This is a genomic window from Microcystis aeruginosa NIES-843 (assembly GCF_000010625.1).
GTDB classification, from domain to species: Bacteria; Cyanobacteriota; Cyanobacteriia; order Cyanobacteriales; family Microcystaceae; genus Microcystis; species Microcystis aeruginosa.
Genome location: NC_010296.1, coordinates 1,822,894 through 1,839,153, shown reverse-complemented (window position 1 = coordinate 1,839,153; position 16,260 = coordinate 1,822,894). Strand labels below are relative to the sequence as shown.

Annotated in this window: 19 protein-coding genes and 2 pseudogenes; 14 read left to right on the top strand and 7 right to left on the bottom strand. The window is 40.9% G+C overall.

Going from position 1 to position 16,260, the window contains the following annotated elements:
• Nucleotides 1-131 precede the first annotated feature (131 nt).
• Nucleotides 132-251 (top strand): DUF29 family protein, encoded by a 120-nt coding sequence (locus MAE_RS29045; RefSeq protein WP_231859752.1) that lies wholly within the window; start codon nt 132-134, stop codon nt 249-251.
• Between the two features lie 229 nt (nt 252-480).
• Here the strand turns inward: MAE_RS29045 and MAE_RS08970 are convergent, their stop codons facing one another.
• Nucleotides 481-1,347, bottom strand: coding sequence for an alpha/beta fold hydrolase (locus MAE_RS08970; protein ID WP_012265298.1), 867 nt, complete (start codon nt 1,345-1,347; stop codon nt 481-483).
• Between the two features lie 295 nt (nt 1,348-1,642).
• Here MAE_RS08970 and MAE_RS08965 point away from each other — a divergent pair, with 295 nt between their 5' ends.
• From MAE_RS08965 to MAE_RS08935, 7 genes and pseudogenes are all read left to right on the top strand, one after another.
• Nucleotides 1,643-2,623, top strand: a complete 981-nt coding sequence (locus MAE_RS08965) for an ABC transporter ATP-binding protein (protein ID WP_012265296.1) — start codon at nt 1,643-1,645, stop codon at nt 2,621-2,623.
• Nucleotides 2,624-2,867: 244 nt separating this feature from the next.
• The gene (locus tag MAE_RS08960; RefSeq protein WP_012265295.1) at nt 2,868-3,809 is read left to right on the top strand and encodes an ABC transporter ATP-binding protein; all 942 of its coding nucleotides are present in this window, start codon (nt 2,868-2,870) and stop codon (nt 3,807-3,809) included.
• Nucleotides 3,799-4,629: an ABC transporter permease gene (locus MAE_RS08955; RefSeq protein WP_012265294.1), complete on the top strand. Its 831-nt coding sequence runs from the start codon at nt 3,799-3,801 to the stop codon at nt 4,627-4,629. Before MAE_RS08960 ends, MAE_RS08955 begins: the two co-directional genes overlap by 11 nt.
• 2 nt (nt 4,630-4,631) lie before the next feature.
• Complete coding sequence (locus tag MAE_RS08950) at nt 4,632-6,158, top strand: GldG family protein (protein WP_012265293.1); 1,527 nt, start codon at nt 4,632-4,634, stop codon at nt 6,156-6,158.
• A 48-nt stretch (nt 6,159-6,206) separates the two neighbouring features.
• A complete protein-coding gene (locus tag MAE_RS08945; RefSeq protein ID WP_012265292.1) occupies nt 6,207-6,827 on the top strand; it encodes a Uma2 family endonuclease in 621 nt (206 codons plus the stop codon).
• A gap of 251 nt (nt 6,828-7,078) precedes the next feature.
• Nucleotides 7,079-7,453, top strand: a pseudogene (locus tag MAE_RS08940) (Uma2 family endonuclease); the annotation flags it as partial.
• A gap of 189 nt (nt 7,454-7,642) precedes the next feature.
• Nucleotides 7,643-7,849 carry a Uma2 family endonuclease gene (locus tag MAE_RS08935; RefSeq protein WP_002794694.1) on the top strand — a complete coding sequence of 69 codons (207 nt, stop codon included), beginning with the start codon at nt 7,643-7,645 and terminating at the stop codon, nt 7,847-7,849.
• A gap of 355 nt (nt 7,850-8,204) precedes the next feature.
• On the opposite strand, the gene MAE_RS35675 is transcribed toward MAE_RS08935, so the two are convergent.
• The gene (locus MAE_RS35675; RefSeq protein WP_269453980.1) at nt 8,205-8,336 is read right to left on the bottom strand and encodes a hypothetical protein; all 132 of its coding nucleotides are present in this window, start codon (nt 8,334-8,336) and stop codon (nt 8,205-8,207) included.
• Between the two features lie 112 nt (nt 8,337-8,448).
• Between MAE_RS35675 and MAE_RS29035 the strand changes: the two genes are divergently transcribed.
• Nucleotides 8,449-9,297: an IS630-like element ISMae21 family transposase gene (locus MAE_RS29035; protein WP_012264307.1), complete on the top strand. Its 849-nt coding sequence runs from the start codon at nt 8,449-8,451 to the stop codon at nt 9,295-9,297.
• A 158-nt stretch (nt 9,298-9,455) separates the two neighbouring features.
• On the opposite strand, the gene MAE_RS08925 is transcribed toward MAE_RS29035, so the two are convergent.
• Both MAE_RS08925 and MAE_RS36380 read right to left on the bottom strand, forming a co-directional pair.
• Nucleotides 9,456-9,686 carry an addiction module protein gene (locus tag MAE_RS08925; RefSeq protein ID WP_012265289.1) on the bottom strand — a complete coding sequence of 77 codons (231 nt, stop codon included), beginning with the start codon at nt 9,684-9,686 and terminating at the stop codon, nt 9,456-9,458.
• A gap of 158 nt (nt 9,687-9,844) precedes the next feature.
• Nucleotides 9,845-9,970: pseudogene (locus MAE_RS36380) on the bottom strand (PEP-CTERM sorting domain-containing protein); the annotation flags it as partial.
• Between the two features lie 1,066 nt (nt 9,971-11,036).
• Here MAE_RS36380 and MAE_RS08915 point away from each other — a divergent pair.
• From MAE_RS08915 to MAE_RS08900, 4 genes are all read left to right on the top strand, one after another.
• Nucleotides 11,037-11,390: a papain fold toxin domain-containing protein gene (locus MAE_RS08915; RefSeq protein ID WP_002798426.1), complete on the top strand. Its 354-nt coding sequence runs from the start codon at nt 11,037-11,039 to the stop codon at nt 11,388-11,390.
• A 2-nt stretch (nt 11,391-11,392) separates the two neighbouring features.
• The gene (locus MAE_RS08910) at nt 11,393-11,767 is read left to right on the top strand and encodes a hypothetical protein (RefSeq protein ID WP_012265286.1); all 375 of its coding nucleotides are present in this window, start codon (nt 11,393-11,395) and stop codon (nt 11,765-11,767) included.
• Between the two features lie 319 nt (nt 11,768-12,086).
• Complete coding sequence (locus tag MAE_RS08905; RefSeq protein ID WP_012265285.1) at nt 12,087-12,314, top strand: DUF2281 domain-containing protein; 228 nt, start codon at nt 12,087-12,089, stop codon at nt 12,312-12,314.
• A 3-nt stretch (nt 12,315-12,317) separates the two neighbouring features.
• Nucleotides 12,318-12,581, top strand: coding sequence for a type II toxin-antitoxin system VapC family toxin (locus MAE_RS08900; protein WP_012265284.1), 264 nt, complete (start codon nt 12,318-12,320; stop codon nt 12,579-12,581).
• Between the two features lie 423 nt (nt 12,582-13,004).
• On the opposite strand, the gene MAE_RS35670 is transcribed toward MAE_RS08900, so the two are convergent.
• Both MAE_RS35670 and MAE_RS35665 read right to left on the bottom strand, forming a co-directional pair.
• Nucleotides 13,005-13,163 (bottom strand): transposase, encoded by a 159-nt coding sequence (locus MAE_RS35670; protein ID WP_269453979.1) that lies wholly within the window; start codon nt 13,161-13,163, stop codon nt 13,005-13,007.
• Nucleotides 13,164-13,179: 16 nt separating this feature from the next.
• Nucleotides 13,180-13,353: a transposase gene (locus MAE_RS35665; RefSeq protein ID WP_422730595.1), complete on the bottom strand. Its 174-nt coding sequence runs from the start codon at nt 13,351-13,353 to the stop codon at nt 13,180-13,182.
• Nucleotides 13,354-13,501: 148 nt separating this feature from the next.
• On the opposite strand from MAE_RS35665, the gene MAE_RS08895 reads away from it, so the two are divergent.
• Nucleotides 13,502-14,725, top strand: a complete 1,224-nt coding sequence (locus tag MAE_RS08895; protein ID WP_041803970.1) for an RNA-guided endonuclease InsQ/TnpB family protein — start codon at nt 13,502-13,504, stop codon at nt 14,723-14,725.
• A gap of 46 nt (nt 14,726-14,771) precedes the next feature.
• Here the strand turns inward: MAE_RS08895 and MAE_RS08890 are convergent, their stop codons facing one another.
• Complete coding sequence (locus tag MAE_RS08890) at nt 14,772-16,253, bottom strand: serine/threonine-protein kinase (RefSeq protein WP_012265280.1); 1,482 nt, start codon at nt 16,251-16,253, stop codon at nt 14,772-14,774.
• Between the last annotated feature and the right edge of the window lie 7 nt (nt 16,254-16,260).

The window sequence follows — 16,260 nt, the reverse complement described above, 5'->3', positions numbered from 1 at the left end:
TCCCCGCCCTTGACAGATACTTATATATATAATGGGAATCCGTGCCTGCCTGCAAACCCTCTTTTTTTAGGTTAGATAAGCGTCAAAAAAATAAAAACCTAATACCTGACCGGCGCTAAAGAGGATAGGGTATGACAAATAAAGACTTATACGAACAAGACTATCTTGCTTGGTTAGAAGAAACGGCCCAACAACTGCGACAAAGACGGACAGATGTATTAGATTGGGGAACCAACAGAGACATAAAGTAGATAGTTATCTCCTACAATTGCTCATTCATCTGCTTCTCTACCAATACCGGCCAATGTCTTCCCTACCGGCCAAATTTTGGCAGATTTTTTCAAAAAACCCCTTGACAAATCCCCGCCCTTGACAGATACTTATATATAGAATGGGAATCCGTGCCTTCCTACAGACCCTCTTTTTTTAGGTTAGATAAGCGTCAAGAAAATAAAAACCTGATAACCGATACCTAACTACCTATAAGCTTTTCATCCAATCACCAATCAACCGGTTAACCTCTGTGGGAATTTCATCGTGGGGACAATGACCGGCAGTTAGATAATATTCTGTGAGAGAAGGATAGTATTGACGGAATTTGGCCCCGCGTTCCCTAGTATTCATCCAAGTGTCCCCCTCACCCCATAACATCAACAGGGGACAACTTAACTTTTGCAGGAGAATATCCACATTTTCCCCCCGGGGAGATTTAAACACAGAAGCAAAAACTTTGGCTGCTCCCGCATCCAGGGAAGGACGACGGATATCTTCTATTAACTGCTCGGTAATGGCACTGCGATCGAGATATACTTTCTCTAGGGTTTTGCGGATAGTTTTGGGTTGACGGGTATAGAGAAATAAGAGATAACTGGCCCAGGGTTGCACCAGCATCGATCGCAGTAATTTTTGTGCTAAATTAGGCTGACGATTGCTTTCTGTCTCGCTAAAGGGACCGGCACTATTGAGGAGAATTAATCCCCGAACATTCTCGGAATGATTAGCAGCCACACAGAGAGAAGCGTAACCCCCCAGAGAATTACCGGCTAAAACCGTCGGTTGGCCCACAACTTCCTTGATAAAATCGTTTAATTGTTGCTGCCAAAGACTGCCACTATAGACAATATCCGGTTTAGCTGATCTACCAAATCCTAACAGATCGATCGCCCATACCTCCCATTCTGAGGCTAAACCTTGCACATTTTTTCGCCAATGGTCGGTGGAAGCGCCAAAACCGTGGACTAATAGTAAAGGGGGTTTTCCCGTGACTCTAGTACCCGCTTGCACATAGTGTATCGAATGTCCTTGCCATTGCCAATTTTGCTTTATCGTCAGAGCAGCTGTATTCATCGGCTGTTTTGTTAAGTAATGTGAATAATTCTTAGTCTAACCGATTGGGAAACTGGAGACAAAGCTAGAGATTTTTGACCAAACCTCTTGACTGAAAACGGGACTTGACATATACTTATATATATAATGGGAGTCCGTGCCTGCCTGCGAACCCTTCATTTTTGGGCAAATAACCCTAAAAAACACTCTCAAAAAAAATCTTGAGCGGGATTAATCTGCCGGTATGGGTGGCTAACCCCAGAGAATTACTCCTGAATCATCGGGACAGTTTTTTGCTAATTCTGATATAACAGCTATGAAGATTTTGACGATTTTACGGGGATTAATCGACAAAAATCCCTTAAGTCAGGCGGATCTAGAAGAATTACTAGAGATCGAATCCTTAAGTTTTCAGCAGACTAACCCTCTCATCCTACAGGAAAGGGCGGAACTACTAATGATTCTCTGGCCGCGAGTCTGGCAAAAATGTCAGGAGTTAGGGATAAATCAGCCAAATCAGATTTTGATCAGCTGTTGGCGCTTCTGGATTCCCTGGGCGCTACAGCTACGCAGCCACGCAAAACCGTTGATTCAAGGCATTTTGGCCCCTCAAGGCACGGGAAAGACCACCTTAACATCCATAATGTCGATTATTTTAGCCTATTTTGATTTAAAAGTAAATAATCTCTCTTTAGATGATATTTATAAGACCTATAATGAGCGAATAAAATTGCGTCAAAAGGATGAAAGATTGCGCTGGCGTGGTCCACCGGGTACTCATGATATAGCATTAGGAATTAAAGTTTTAGAACAGGTTTGTCAGCAAGAAAGTCCGATTTTAATCCCGCGTTTTGACAAGTCCCTGCATCGAGGACAAGGAGATAGAATTGCAGCGGAACAAGTGGAACGAGTTGATATTCTTTTTTTCGAGGGTTGGTTTGTGGGCATGAATCCAGTAGAAGAAACAGTCTTTGATCATGCCCCCGATCCGATTAATAGCGAGGAAGACCGACAATTCGCCAGGGATAATAATCAAAGATTGCGAGAATATCTACCCCTCTGGTCAAAAATCGATCGCTTACTGATTCTTTTTCCCCTTGACTACCGTTACAGTTTACAATGGCGACAGGCGGCCGAAACAAAAGGAGGTATGAACCCATCAGAAATCGAGGAATTTGTCAAGTATTTTTGGAAAAGTTTACATCCGCAATTATTTCTGCCACCCCTGCTCAAACAAGCGCATCTAGTGGTAGAAATTAATCGGGATCATAGTCTGGGAAAAATCAGTTATCAGTGAGCAGTAGGCAAGAGGCAAGAGGCAAGAGGCAAGAGGCAAAAGAAAGAATCTGGCAATTCTCCTACCCAAAAAGAAGGTTAGAAACTAAGTCCATAAAATCTTCTAGCTTAACAAATTAGGTTTTAGATTCCGTCGAGTTAAAAGAAAGCTCCGAACTTGTCACTTAACACTATTGACTGATAACTGATAACTGATAACTGATAACTGATAACTGATAACTGATAACTGATAACTGATAAAGCTTATGATTGAAGTCGAACATCTGAGTAAAATTTATGGTTCTACCACGGCAATAAGTGACGTAGATTTTACCGTAGAAAAAGGAGAAATTCTCGGTTTTTTGGGACCAAATGGAGCCGGAAAAACCACGACTATGAGGATTTTATCTGGTTATATTCCTGCCACAACGGGAACAGCAAGGATAGCAGGATACGATGTGCATCAACAATCCTTAGAAGTGCGTCGTCGCATTGGTTATCTTCCCGAAAATCCCCCCTTGTATCCAGAGATGACCGTGGAAAGTTTTCTTGATTTTGTGGCACGGATTAAAGGCATCTCATCGGGAGATAGAAAAGCGCGGGTAGATTTAGTTTTAGGTAAATGTCAGTTACTAGAAAAAAGAAAAGTTATTATCCGCAAATTATCCAAAGGTTATAAACAGCGTGTAGGAATTGCCCAAGCGATCATACATGATCCACCGGTAATTATTTTAGATGAACCGACAGTAGGATTGGATCCGAAACAGATTATCGAGGTGAGAAATCTGATTAAAAGTTTAGCGGGAGAACATACAATTATTCTCTCCACTCATATTTTGCCAGAAGTGAGTATTACCTGCGATCGAGCGACAATTATTAATCGGGGTCGCATCGTGGCCAATAATATTACTACCGCTACCCCTGCCGGTTCCAGTTATGAAATTGAGATCGAAGGTGATAGGGATTCCCTGCTAGAAATCCTGCAACAAATACCCCAAGTCGAACAAGCAGCAAAAGTCGGCGATAACCTGCTCAAAATTGTTGGTCAAGTGGGAACAAACTTAGGGGCAGAACTTGCTAGAATAGTTGTCAACAATGGTTATAACTTATTAGAAATGCGTCGCACCCGTAAAACCCTAGAAGATATATTTCTGGAAGTAATCGGCAGCGGGGAAAGTAACCAGCAAGAGGAGAGGCATGATCAATAATATCTGGGCGATTTTTCGCAAGGAATTTCAAAGCTATTTTACCGCCGCCAATGCCTATATCATTATGGGGATATTTTGGTTAGTAGCAGGATTTTTCTTTAACTCCCTTCTCTACGGAATTATTCTCGATATTAGTATCCAGGAACAATCGGGATTTCTGGTAGCCAGAGATGTGGTATCTGAATTTATGACCACTTTCATCGGCATGATTTTATCCTCTTTATTGTTGGTAATTTTGCCAGCCCTGTCTATGGGATTATACGCAGAGGAAAAAAAACAGGGAACCCTAGAACTTTTAGCCACTTCCCCCCTGACCAATTGGAGTATAGCCATCGGTAAATTATTGGGAGTGCTGGCCTTTTTTACCGTGATGATTGCCCCCCTCTGGGTTTACGAAATAGTGGTTTTTAGTAGCGCAGTTCCCCCGGTGAATATAGCCAGTATTTTACTGGCTCATCTAGGATTAATTTTACTGGCAGCGGCCATCCTAGCCATCGGAATGTTTATTTCTTCCCTCACCAATAGTTCTATCCTTGCTTACATCATCACCTTTATCACCATCTTATTTATCTGGATACTGGATGTCATTGCTAACAATGTCGAAACCTTCTTTCGAGATCGCATCGGAGGAGAAGTGGGAGAACAGATCGGATTTTTCCTAAAAGAATTGCTCTCCCATCTATCTTGGTATCAACCCTTTAACAATTTCGTGCGGGGAATTTTTGACAGTAGTAGTTTAGTCATCCTCCTCAGTTATATTCTGCTGGGAATCTTCCTAACTACTCAAGCGATCGAAGCGGACCGTTATCAAAGAAACTAACTATGAGATACTGGCAAAAATACAGTAAATTTCTCTATATACCCGCCCTATTTCTGGGTAGTGCCGGCCTAACCGTGGGGTTAATCTCCGGTCAATGGTCATCCCTCTCTCTGGGGTTATTAATTGCCGGGGCTATTCTGTTTCTAGGGTGGCTGTTGTTATTAGTAATCACTTCCAAAGACTTTTGGCAAAAAAGAAGTACCCGCACCGGCACTCAAACCCTCATTACTACTATTATTGTCCTCGGTGTTATCGGTTTAATTAACTTTCTCGCCCTCCGTTATCCCTATCGAGTTGATTTAACCGAAAACCAAATCTTTAGTTTATCCCCCCAAACCGAAAGACTATTAACCAATCTGTCAAAACCAGTCAAAGTCTGGATTTTTTCAACCCGGGGAATCAGTGGCAACGAACAGGAACTTTTAGCCAATTATCAACGCAAAAATCCCCAATTTCAGTACGAGATAGTTAACCCGGAGAAAAAACCCAATATCGCTCAAGAATTTAAAAAACTAGCTAATGATAATCTGTCCAGAGTCTATCTACAGTATGGTGAAAAAAAACAACCCCTGAAAACTATTAGTGAACAGGAAAATCTCACCGAAGCGAAACTGAGTAACGCCATCGAAACCGCTAAAACTAATCGCACTTTAACCGCTTACTTTCTGCAAGGTCATGGAGAAAATGCCCTCAAAGAACCTCAAGGGGGTTTAGGACAAGCAGTCAATAGTTTAGAAGCAAAAGGTTATCAAGTAAAACCACTTAATCTAGTAGAACGTTCCACCATTCCCAGTAATGCCGATGTCATTATTATTGCCAGTCCCAAAAGAAAAATATTTCCCCAGGAAGTCACCGCTTTAAAAAACTATCTTGAGCAAGGGGGCAAAATTTTATTAATGATTGACCCCCAAACCGAAACCGGATTAGAACCCTTATTAACCGCTTGGGGTGTGAAACTAGATAATCGGATTATTATTGATGCTTCCGGTGCCGGGGAAATCATCGGACTAGGACCAGCTAGTCCCATTATTACCAATTACGGTAATCATCCCATTACTCGCGATTTTGCTAACGGTATTTCTATCTTTCCCTTTGCTCGTCCCATCGCTACCGTTCCCGTGGAAGGAATCGAAGCCATATCTTTAATGATTACTAATGATAAAATGTGGGCTGAGAGTGATTTAAATGATCAGAATCTCCAGTTTAACCCTGAAAAAGATTTAGCCGGCCCCTTTGATCTAGGAGTTGCTCTGACGGGAAAAAAAGGTAAATTAATCGTGATTGGTAATGCCAGCTTTGCCAGCGATGGACTGTTTGAACAACAGTTAAACGGAGATATATTTTTAAATTCTGTGCAGTGGTTAGCCAGTGGTGAAACAGCCACCTTATCTATCCGGGCTAAGGAACCAGAAAATAGAAGAATCAATTTAAATCCCCTGCAAGCTAACGCTATTTTTTGGATAGCGATGGTAGTGATGCCTTTAGTAGGATTTACCCTAGCTGGATTGACTTGGTGGCAACGTCGTTAATCGAGTTAGAATCTAGAAAAATCATCTCTCTTATTTACCCTAACTGCCATGACCACAACCCAAACCATCCCCCAATTGTTGACTTTTGATGACTATATTAATCAATATCCCGATGATGGACAACAATACGAATTAATCGCAGGAAAATTATTGGCCATGATGCGACCGATCGGAAAACACGAAGAAATTGGCGGATTTGTTTCTGGAACCCTATTCTTAGAGATAAATCGGCAGCAATTGCCCTATTTTATCCCTAATACTGCGGCAGTAAAACCCCTTCGCCCCCATACAGGTTATCTACCCGATATTATTGTCTTAGACAGAGAAAATCTAGTTAATGATCTCTATTGGGAAACCGCTTCCTCAATTTCTCTGGCAACATCAGCTAAATTAATTATTGAAATTGTCAGTTCCAATTGGCGAGATGATTATCTGAAAAAATTCGACGACTACGAACAATTAGGAATTGCCGAATATTGGATTATCGATTATTTAGCCAAAGGTTCGGCCCGATATATCGGCAGCCCCAAAGAACCCACCATTTCTATCTATCAATTAATCGATGGAGAATATCAAGGTAATTTATTTAAACAGGATCAACGTCTTATTTCAGGGGTTTTTCCAGAGTTAAACCTCACTGCTAATCAAATTTTTCGTGCTAGAGCTTAAAGAAAAACCCGTATTTTTAGATTGGACTTATGGTAAAAATCAAAAACTTACCTGAGAGTAAGGAGTCAGGAGCTTATAAGTAGGTAGGCGTTAAAAATTATCAGACACCCCCCTTATTAAGGGGGGATCCCCCCGCCTATCGGCACCCCCCTTATCAAGGGGGGCAGGGGGGATCGAACCTAAAATCCATTTTTAATTTAATTATAACCAGCTAATTAATAAAAACAACTCAAGAGCGGAGAAATCAATCAATGTTTGCCACAATAGAAGATAAACAAGCCCTTTCCCTCGAAGTATTTCTTGCCCTTCCAGAAACTAAGCCTGCTAGGGAATATTATCATGGAATTGTCACTCAAAAACCTATGGCCAAAGGAAAACACAGCATCTTACAATTTGAGTTAGCCTCTGCCATTAATCAACAGACTAAACCTCAAAAATTAGCTTATGCTCTACCTGAATTGCGTTGTACTTTTGCAGAACGTTCAATTGTGCCAGATATTGCGGTGATTCGTTGGGAGAATTTGCCAAGAGATCTAGATGGAGAAATGGCCGATCAATTTTTACGTTATCCCGATTGGATTATTGAAATTATGTCTCCTGAACAATCTGTTACCTTAGGGATGGAGGTTCTTCGTTACTTGGTATGGTTCGATAGGGGGTCATAAATCGACTAAATCCTTATCTGGTAAGAGACTTAATTGATTAGTTCGCTCTAGATCAAAAATAATTGACAAAAATCGCTAAATGCCTTTCTATATAAGGGTTCCATCCCTTATAACCCCCGTCCATTGCATAACAATTACCGAAGAGCCGGGATGGAAAAGATTATTTTCTGTTTACAACAAGGAACAGAATTAGGTTGGTTGATTGATCCTTCAGCCAAGTCAGTCACCGTTTTTCAAACAGGATTACCGAAAGTACATATTGCAACTGAAGGAAATAATGAGCCTTTAGCAGTGATTAAAGGATTAGAACGTTGGTCAATATCAGCAGTGGATATTTTTGCTTGGCTAAAGGTTTAATTTGTTCTGTCAGCATCCTTTGGTTGACCAGTTTATTCCAGAAGAGTAAAGTTGTCAAAGTTATACGGATGTGGACTCATTATGAATAACCCCTCTTATTTATTTTATACTGGTAACATTAATGATTGATTTGGATTGTAAAAATTAGGAACATGAAAGGCTTATGGTATAAGACTTTTGCCTTCCGCAAAGCGGTATAAATCCCCTCAAGATAACATAAAAATACGATATAAATACCCCCTCAACTGACTGAATGAAGGGGGCATTTATGGTATTTTAGAAGCAATTTAGCTGGCTTTTGTGGTTTCTTTTTCGATGGATTGGGATGGTTTTAGTTTAGTTTTGAGTATCTCGATTATTCTAAATTTCGCTTTTTCCAGTAATCAGGTTTACGTTTTCCATGTGCGATCGCAACTACCCAAATAGATGCTTCAAATTCTACATAAAAGATGATGTAAGGAAAACGGCGAATGAGATAACGGCGCATCCCTTCGATAGTATGGGCTGTTCCCAGATTAGGGTTATAGTCATTTCAAATAAGTGTGAGACGAGGGAAAAATAAGGTAAAATCAAGAGAAACGAGCAACCCATACAGAAAAATGTCTTATAGCCTAGACTTGAGAAAAAAAGTAATCGATTATGTAGAGAATGGGGGAAGCATAACCAAAGCCGCCGCTCTATTTAATATAGGAAGAGCGACGATATATAGATGGCTAGGTAGGGAAAAACTGGAAGCAACAAAGGTAAAACACCGTCAGAGAAAGCTGGACTGGAAAGCACTGTCAAAAGATGTCCAAGAAAATCCCGAGGCAAGATTAAGAGACAGAGCCGAGAAATTTGGAGTGAGACCAAGTGCCATTTGCTATGCCTTAAAAAACATGAAAGTTACCAGAAAAAAGAAGGAACTTCGTTATAGAGAAAGAAACCGAGAAGAAAGAATGAAATACTACAGAGTGCTGAGAGAATTGATTAAAATATATGGAAGTGAAAGCCTTGTATTTATTGATGAGTCAGGGTTTGAAGAATTTCAAGCCTGTTTTTATGCTTGGTCAAAAAAAGGGAAGAAAGTCTTTGGAGATAGACAAGGAAAACGAGGAAAAAGAGAGAACCTTGTCGCTGGTAGAAGAAAGGGAAAAAAAGACTTTATTGCACCGATGGTATTTACGAGAAGCCTGAATGCCGAAGGTTTTGAAGGGTGGTTATCTTTATATTTGTTGCCCTCTCTAACCATAACATCAGTATTAATTATGGATAATGCACCAATTCATCGGAAGACAGTCATTAAACAACTGGTAGAGGAAGCAGGTCATCAGGTCGTGTTTTTGCCAAAATACTCTCCTGATTTAAATGATATCGAACATGATTTTAGTGCATTAAAGAGGGCAAGAATGTATGCTCCTGTGGGGACACCCCTTGATGAAATTATTCGTACTTATTGTGTCGCCTAGTGTCTCGTTCTTATTTGAAATAACTATAATTTTAATTTTTTCGAGAGCTTGTTCAATTTCAGATAGTAAATCTAGCCCTAACCCTATCTTTTGCTTCTCATAATATTGAATAGCATTGTCAAGTTCTCGTCTTGCTTCACTGTGAATAATAACAGGTTTCACGAATATTTCTCTCGTAATTCCAATAATACTTTATCCGATGGTTCACCCTTGGCTGTTCTAGCATAAATTTCGGCTAATCTTTGAGTTAATTCTCTATCCCAAGCCTCTAAAACATTGTCATCTACACCTTCATCTAAGGAATGGATGAGAAAGTAAGCCAGTTCAGCGCGATCTTGCACAGAAAGTTGAGCAAGTTCTATTTTGAGGGTTTCTGCTGTTTTAGTCATCTTGAAAGCATCTATAACCAGTCATCTTAGATTGTAGCAGCTCTCGGCTTGCAAGATAAACCATACTCCTTAAAATCATGAGAATTGAGAGAGTTATGCAAAAAACACCCCCTCAACTGAATGAATGAAGGGGCATTTATGGTATTTTTAGAGGCAACTTAGCCTACTTTTGTGGTTTCTTTTTCGGTGGATTGAGAGGGTTTTAGTTTGCGCTTGAAGGTTGAGGCTGCACCGAGTGTTCCGAGAGCGAGGAGGCTTAAAAGAGAAGAAGGCTCTGGAGATTTTACGCTGGCAAAACCAACAATATAATTGCCACTAATATCGGTAGGAACAGTATCGGTAGCCCCTGGAGCATCATCAAGAGCTTTCCATGTCGTCCCATCATATAGAAAACCATGAGCTAGACCATTAGGACTTTTTCGGTAGTAACCAACAAGGTTATTCCCATCAATACCAACTACACCTGTTCCTTTTGCTCCTGGAAAGTTCAGAGTATTCCATGTCGTTCCATCATATAGGAAACCATTTTCAACTCCATTAGCATCTAGGTATAATCCCACAATATTGTTATTAGAAATGCCAAAAGCGTATGTTAGTGTTGATCCTGGAAAGTCAAGATTAGTCCACGTTGTTCCATTGTATAGATATCCATGATCCGTACCACCTTCTCTATAGGCGCCAACGATATTACCACCTTGGACTCCATAAGCCGCTGTTGCTTCTGCTCCAGGAAAATCAAGTGTGTTCCAAGTTACTCCATTATATAGATATCCACGTCTTTTATTTGAAGTATCTCCATACCAACCAACGATATTATTACCATCAATACCATAGGCGTGTGTAAATGTTGAGTTTGGTACATCGATATAATTCCAAGTCACACCGTCGTATAAAAAACCGCGTGCATTTCCTTGATTGTCCTTATACCAACCAACAATATTAGTGCCGTCTATTGAACGAGCACTTGTCTCTAATGATTCGGGTACATTGAGGATAGTATAATTATTGCCGTCCGTAACGAAGCCAAAAAACGTCTCCTCTAGAGCATTTACTTTATCGGGCATCAGCCCGCCAGTAAAAACTGCTACTAATGTAATGCCAGCAGTTGTAATGCCAGCAGTTTTTGAAAAACTTTTTATACCTAACCTATTCATAAACTCTTTTTTGATTGCAGAGAAGGTGGACTTACCGAAACAATACACACTCCCCCCCCCCACAACTGTATCAAAAGCTACAATTTAATAAATTCTTTATATTCTTCTTCCTAGCTTAGGGATTGACAGGGGAAGATTCCCTCGCACTAACCAGCTGATAGACTAGGGATACCAGCTTTCATTTTGGAGTGAGAGAGTGGTTAAGTTAACCGATTCCCAAATTGATCAAGAAATTGGCAATATTGTCAGTCAATTCCAGCTTTATCAATGTTATGAATGTGCTAGAGCAGTAATGCAGTGGCTAACAGACAACGAAATTGAGGGGAAAGTGATCGAACTGAAAACGCGCTATCATGACGAAGATTATATCATTAGCGATCGCATAGGGAATGATCAATCAATTACGATCAATGGAAAACATTATGGGGTAGAAGTAAGGGGAAGAGTATTTGATAATCTGTCTCCTCAAGGGATGACACGAGATGATTGGCTGAAAGATTTTCATTGCCAAAGTGAAGAGTTTATAATTACTGAAGCAGGAGAAGGGTAAAGATGGAAGTAAAAGGCGGATTATTTGAGATTTTGTCTAAGATTAAAGCTAGACCTGGACTGTATATTGGTCGTCCTTCCCTGTCGGATTTGTTTATGTTTTTAGTGGGTTATAAAACTGCTAGACGGGAGTTAGGAATTGAACCGACAGCCGAAGAAATCAGATTCTATCAAGAGTTTCATCAGTTTGTTGAAAACAAATACAATCTTCATACATCTAATGCTTGGGCTAAAATTATCCTGCTCTATTGCCCCGATGAAAAGCAGGGATTTGAGCGTTTTTTTCAGTTACTAGGGGAGTTTCAACAACTTGGCAGTCAGGAAATTCCTGCCGATGGGATTGAGGATCAAGAGATTATTATAAGTCGTGTCAGCTAGTGCGATCGCAAATCTCATATCTCAGGTCAAACAACAGCCCAACCCAACGCCAAGAACGGACAGCAAAACAATACACACTACCGCACTAAAAACTGTATTCTAAGCTACAATTTAATAAATATTTTACAAATCTTTACATTTCCCTCCCAATCTCTATAAAGAAAACCCAGAACCAGAATAAACAATCCCCAGAAGACGAGACAGAGAAACCCGATCCGACTTCAGTAGTGCAATCGCAGCATCCGTAACTTGTCCCCTCACCTCTGAAAACCCATGCTATCCTTGAGGTATTGCCCCAAAATCCTCAAATCAAATCGTGATGAACAATGCTGGCCTAGATACCAATTCTCCTTTGTTGCAAACCCTTCAGACATTACCTGTCCAACAACAACAAGAAATTCTCGATTTTTTGGAATCTATAGTCAATCAACACCATCAAACCCAAATAACCCCAACAGGTAGAATTGCGGGATTATATCAAGGTCAAGGCTGGATCAGCGATGACTTTAACGAACCCCTAACCGATCAACTCTTGCCTCCAACTTAACCCATGCAACTTTTATTAGATACCCATAGCTTTATTTGGTGGTCAATTAACTCAGAAAAACTATCACTAACCGTGCAGGATTTGTTATTTGATCGAAATAATCGCTTGTTTTTAAGCGTTGCTAGTGTCTGGGAAATGCAAATAAAACTGCAACTGGGAAAATTACAACTTAACCCATCTTTACAGGAATTAATTAAAAATCAAATAACCATTAATAATCTAGAAATACGGGAGCATCTCACTTACGCGATAAGTAATTATACTTAGCCTAAAAGCCACTCTTAATCGTGTCTTGGAACGAAATAGAGGCTTTTAAAGACTGCGTACATGGAGAATTAAAACAAGAATTACCCTCGAAAAGCCTATTTTTCCACTAAGTATTTATGCTCATTGCAAAGGTGAGATGCTCCCTAGAAATACTTTCTATTGATCTAGCTCATATCTGGACACTAGCAACCCTTATCCACTATCATAAAGACCCCTTTGATCGACTTTTAATATCCCAATCAATAACCGAAATTATGCCTATTCTGAGCGTTGATGAAATATTTGACCGTTACCCCGTTCAAAGAATTTGGTAAATTTCCCAAAATGTCAGGCGATCGCTCACCTGGCAGCTAGGTCAAGCAACACCCCCACCCAACGTCAAAGGCAGACAACAGGAGCATACACATCCCAAAAAAAACTGTGTCAAAAGCTACAATTTAATAAATCTTTACATTCTTCTTTTGGGGAGTTTTGGTTCTCGACGTATTTTTTTAGTTGTTCGACGGTAACGCCGCCACAACTAGCCACGAAATAAGCTCCCGTCCAAAAATAAGGTTTATTGTCGAAATACTTTGCCGCCAAATTCGGAAATTCCTTTCTAATTAATGGGACTACTAACTGTTTTAAGGTTAGCGATTAGTTTGGATAAAGCGATGTCAGGTTTGTCATCAATAATCAGGTGAACGTAATCCGATTCACCGTTGAAATCAAGTAATGTGCTGTCCCATTTCGTGAGCGTTGACACAAAGATTTCTTGAAGTCGGACTAAGATTTCATAGTTAATAGCAATGGCCTGTATTTGATGACGAATACGACGTGAGCGGTAAGTCTATAAACAGAGCAAAATCCATAATTGTAATCAGTTGACATATTAGGCGGTAAGTGTTATAATTTAATTTTACATCACGAAACGAACGACAGTGATAACGCTTACCTACCAGTACAAACTAAAGGTAAACAGACAACAGGAACGGGAGATTGTACATATTCTTGATGTTGGCAAGAGCGTTTACAATTACGCTCTTTCAGAACGGAAAGATTGGTTGAACTCTCGAAAGTGTCTTGCGGATCGTTGTTCGTTAGTTTCCGAGTACATAATTCCTGCGGATGAACCCTATCCAAATTACTTCGTTCAAGCTAAAAATCTAACGGAAGCTAACAAAGTTTACCCGATATTAAAGACGGTTAACGCTCAAGTCTTACAGCAAGTCTTAAAAACTTTAGATAAAGCTTTTGACCAGATAAAATCGAAAGGCTTCGGCTTTCCTAGATTCAAGAAAAAGATGCGGAGTTTGGTTTTTCCTGCGCTGTCAAAAAACTTTCTAGGGGATGGATGTTTGAATTTTCCACAATTAGGAAAAATTAGAATCCGGCCATCTAGAGAATACCCGTCTGGGTTCGAGCCTAAACAAGCTCGAATTATCCAAAAAGCGTCGGGATTTTACGTTTCGGTTTCCTTCCAATCTACGGAATTAGTTCCCGATATGACAGTAGGGAAGACCTGTTTAGGAATTGACGCGGGGATTGAGAGTTTTGTCGCTACTTCACGGGGAGATTTAATCAAAGCCCCTCGATTTTTGTTGAAAGTACAGAGTAAGCTTAAATTGCTACAAAGACGCTTGAAACGGAAAACTAAAGGCTCGAACAATTGGTTAAAACTCCAAGATAAGATAGCGAGATTACACGAAAAAGTGGCTAATACTCGTAGAGATTGGCATTTTAAGTTAGCTCATTACCTTTGCGATTTTGCTGATAATATCTTTGTTGAAGATATTAACTTCGTTTCCTGGTCTAGAGGGATCGTTAGAAAACAATCTCTAGATTCGGGCATCGGTAGTTTTATTAATGAGATACTACCGTTTGTTGTTTGGAAACGGGGGAAATATTATCTTAAAGTCGATAAAAACGGAACTTCCCAGGATTGTCCGAATTGTGGTGTGTTCACCGGCAAAAAGTCGTTATCGGAAAGAGTTCACCGGTGTGATTCTTGCGGTCACATCGAACCGAGAGATACGGCATCAGCAAAGGTAATCGAGAACCGAGGAAAAAATGCGGTCGGACTGACCGTGTTAGAAAACGCTTGCGGAGGCGATCGGTTGGGGATCGTCCGGTTAAACCAGGTTGATCTAGTCAAGAGCCTATGAACCAAGAATCCCCCGCTACACCGCGCGAGCGGTTAGCGGGGGAGAGTCAATAATTACTATTTTCGACCGTGGGAAGAGGAGAAGGTGATAAAACCGGAGGAGCGATCGGTTCAATTTTATCCTCATTAACCGGGGGATTAATCACCTCTGGAACAGGGGAAGGAGAAGGGGAAGGAGAAGGAGAAGGAGAAGGAGAAGGGGAAGGAGAAGGAAGGGGAGAAACTTGAGGACTCGGCTCCGTTTCAGGAAGGGGAACAGGAATAGGAATTACTTCTTCTGGGGTGGGACCAGGAGTTAATTCTGGAGTCGCTTCTGGAGTAGGAATCACCTCTGGGGTAGGAGTCGGGGATGGGGTAGGAGTCGGGGAATAAATGGGAGTCCGTTGACGAGAAGGTCGTCGGATAGGGGGAAAATCTTGAGAGGGAGGAGGAATGATTTCAGGACTAGGAGAAGGTTCAGGGGTTGGTAATGGTTCAATTTCCTCATTTTTGGGTAAAAGAGCCATAAATCCCCGATATCCTAGGGCAAAAGCCCCAATTGTCACCGCAAAAATCAGCAAAATCGACGGCCAAGGATTCTTTTTTTTTCCGGAAGTGGGTTGAATAACCACAGTGGGGGAGACGATTGGTTTTGGGGGTGTAGAGGACTTTAATCGGGGACTATGGGGAGAAACCGCGATAGTCGGTTGGGTGGACAAATCGGGGGCTATTTCTGCCAAAGCTGCTAACATTTCCCTAGCAGTAGCAAACCGATCCCGGGGATGAAAACGGATCGCTCGATCGATTACCATAGCTAAATTAGGATTAACATTTTCTGCCTCCTGTCGCCAGAGAATTTCCCCCGTGCGCGAGTCAGTTTCTAGATATTGGGGAGTTTTTCCCGTTAATAAAAAAATCGCCGTTAAGCCTAGGCTGTAAAGGTCACTAGAAAAGACCGGTCTCCCGGCAGCCTGTTCCGAAGCCATATAACCGGGGGTGCCAAGGGCGATCGAATAGGCACTTTTTCCCGTAGGATCGAGTAAGGTGGCGACTGCTTCTTTCATTACCCCAAAATCGATTAAAACGGGCAAATTATCACTATTTCTTAAGATAATATTATCGGGTTTCACATCCCGGTGAATAATGCGGCGACTGTGAATAAAATCAATAACAGGCAGCAAATTCTCTAAAATCGTCCGCACTGCTGAGGAGGATAAATTTCCCTGTCGTTGCTGTTTTTGGGTTAGTGTCTCCCCGTCAATCCACTCCTGCACCAGATAGAAATGATTATCTTGGGCAAAATAACCGTATAAACGGGGTATTTGGCGATTTTGTTCCCCCAATTCCTCTAAAACGCTTGCTTCTTTCTGAAAACGTTCTTTTAACCATTCTGGCATCCCCTCACTTTGAATGGCCGGCTGCAATTTTTTAATCACACAGCGCCGTTGAGAAGGCATATTCGTATCGATAGCGATATAAGTTTCCCCAAATCCCCCCCTAGCAAGGATACTAACAATTTGGTAGCGATTGTTTAAAAGCACTAGATTCATTACCCTG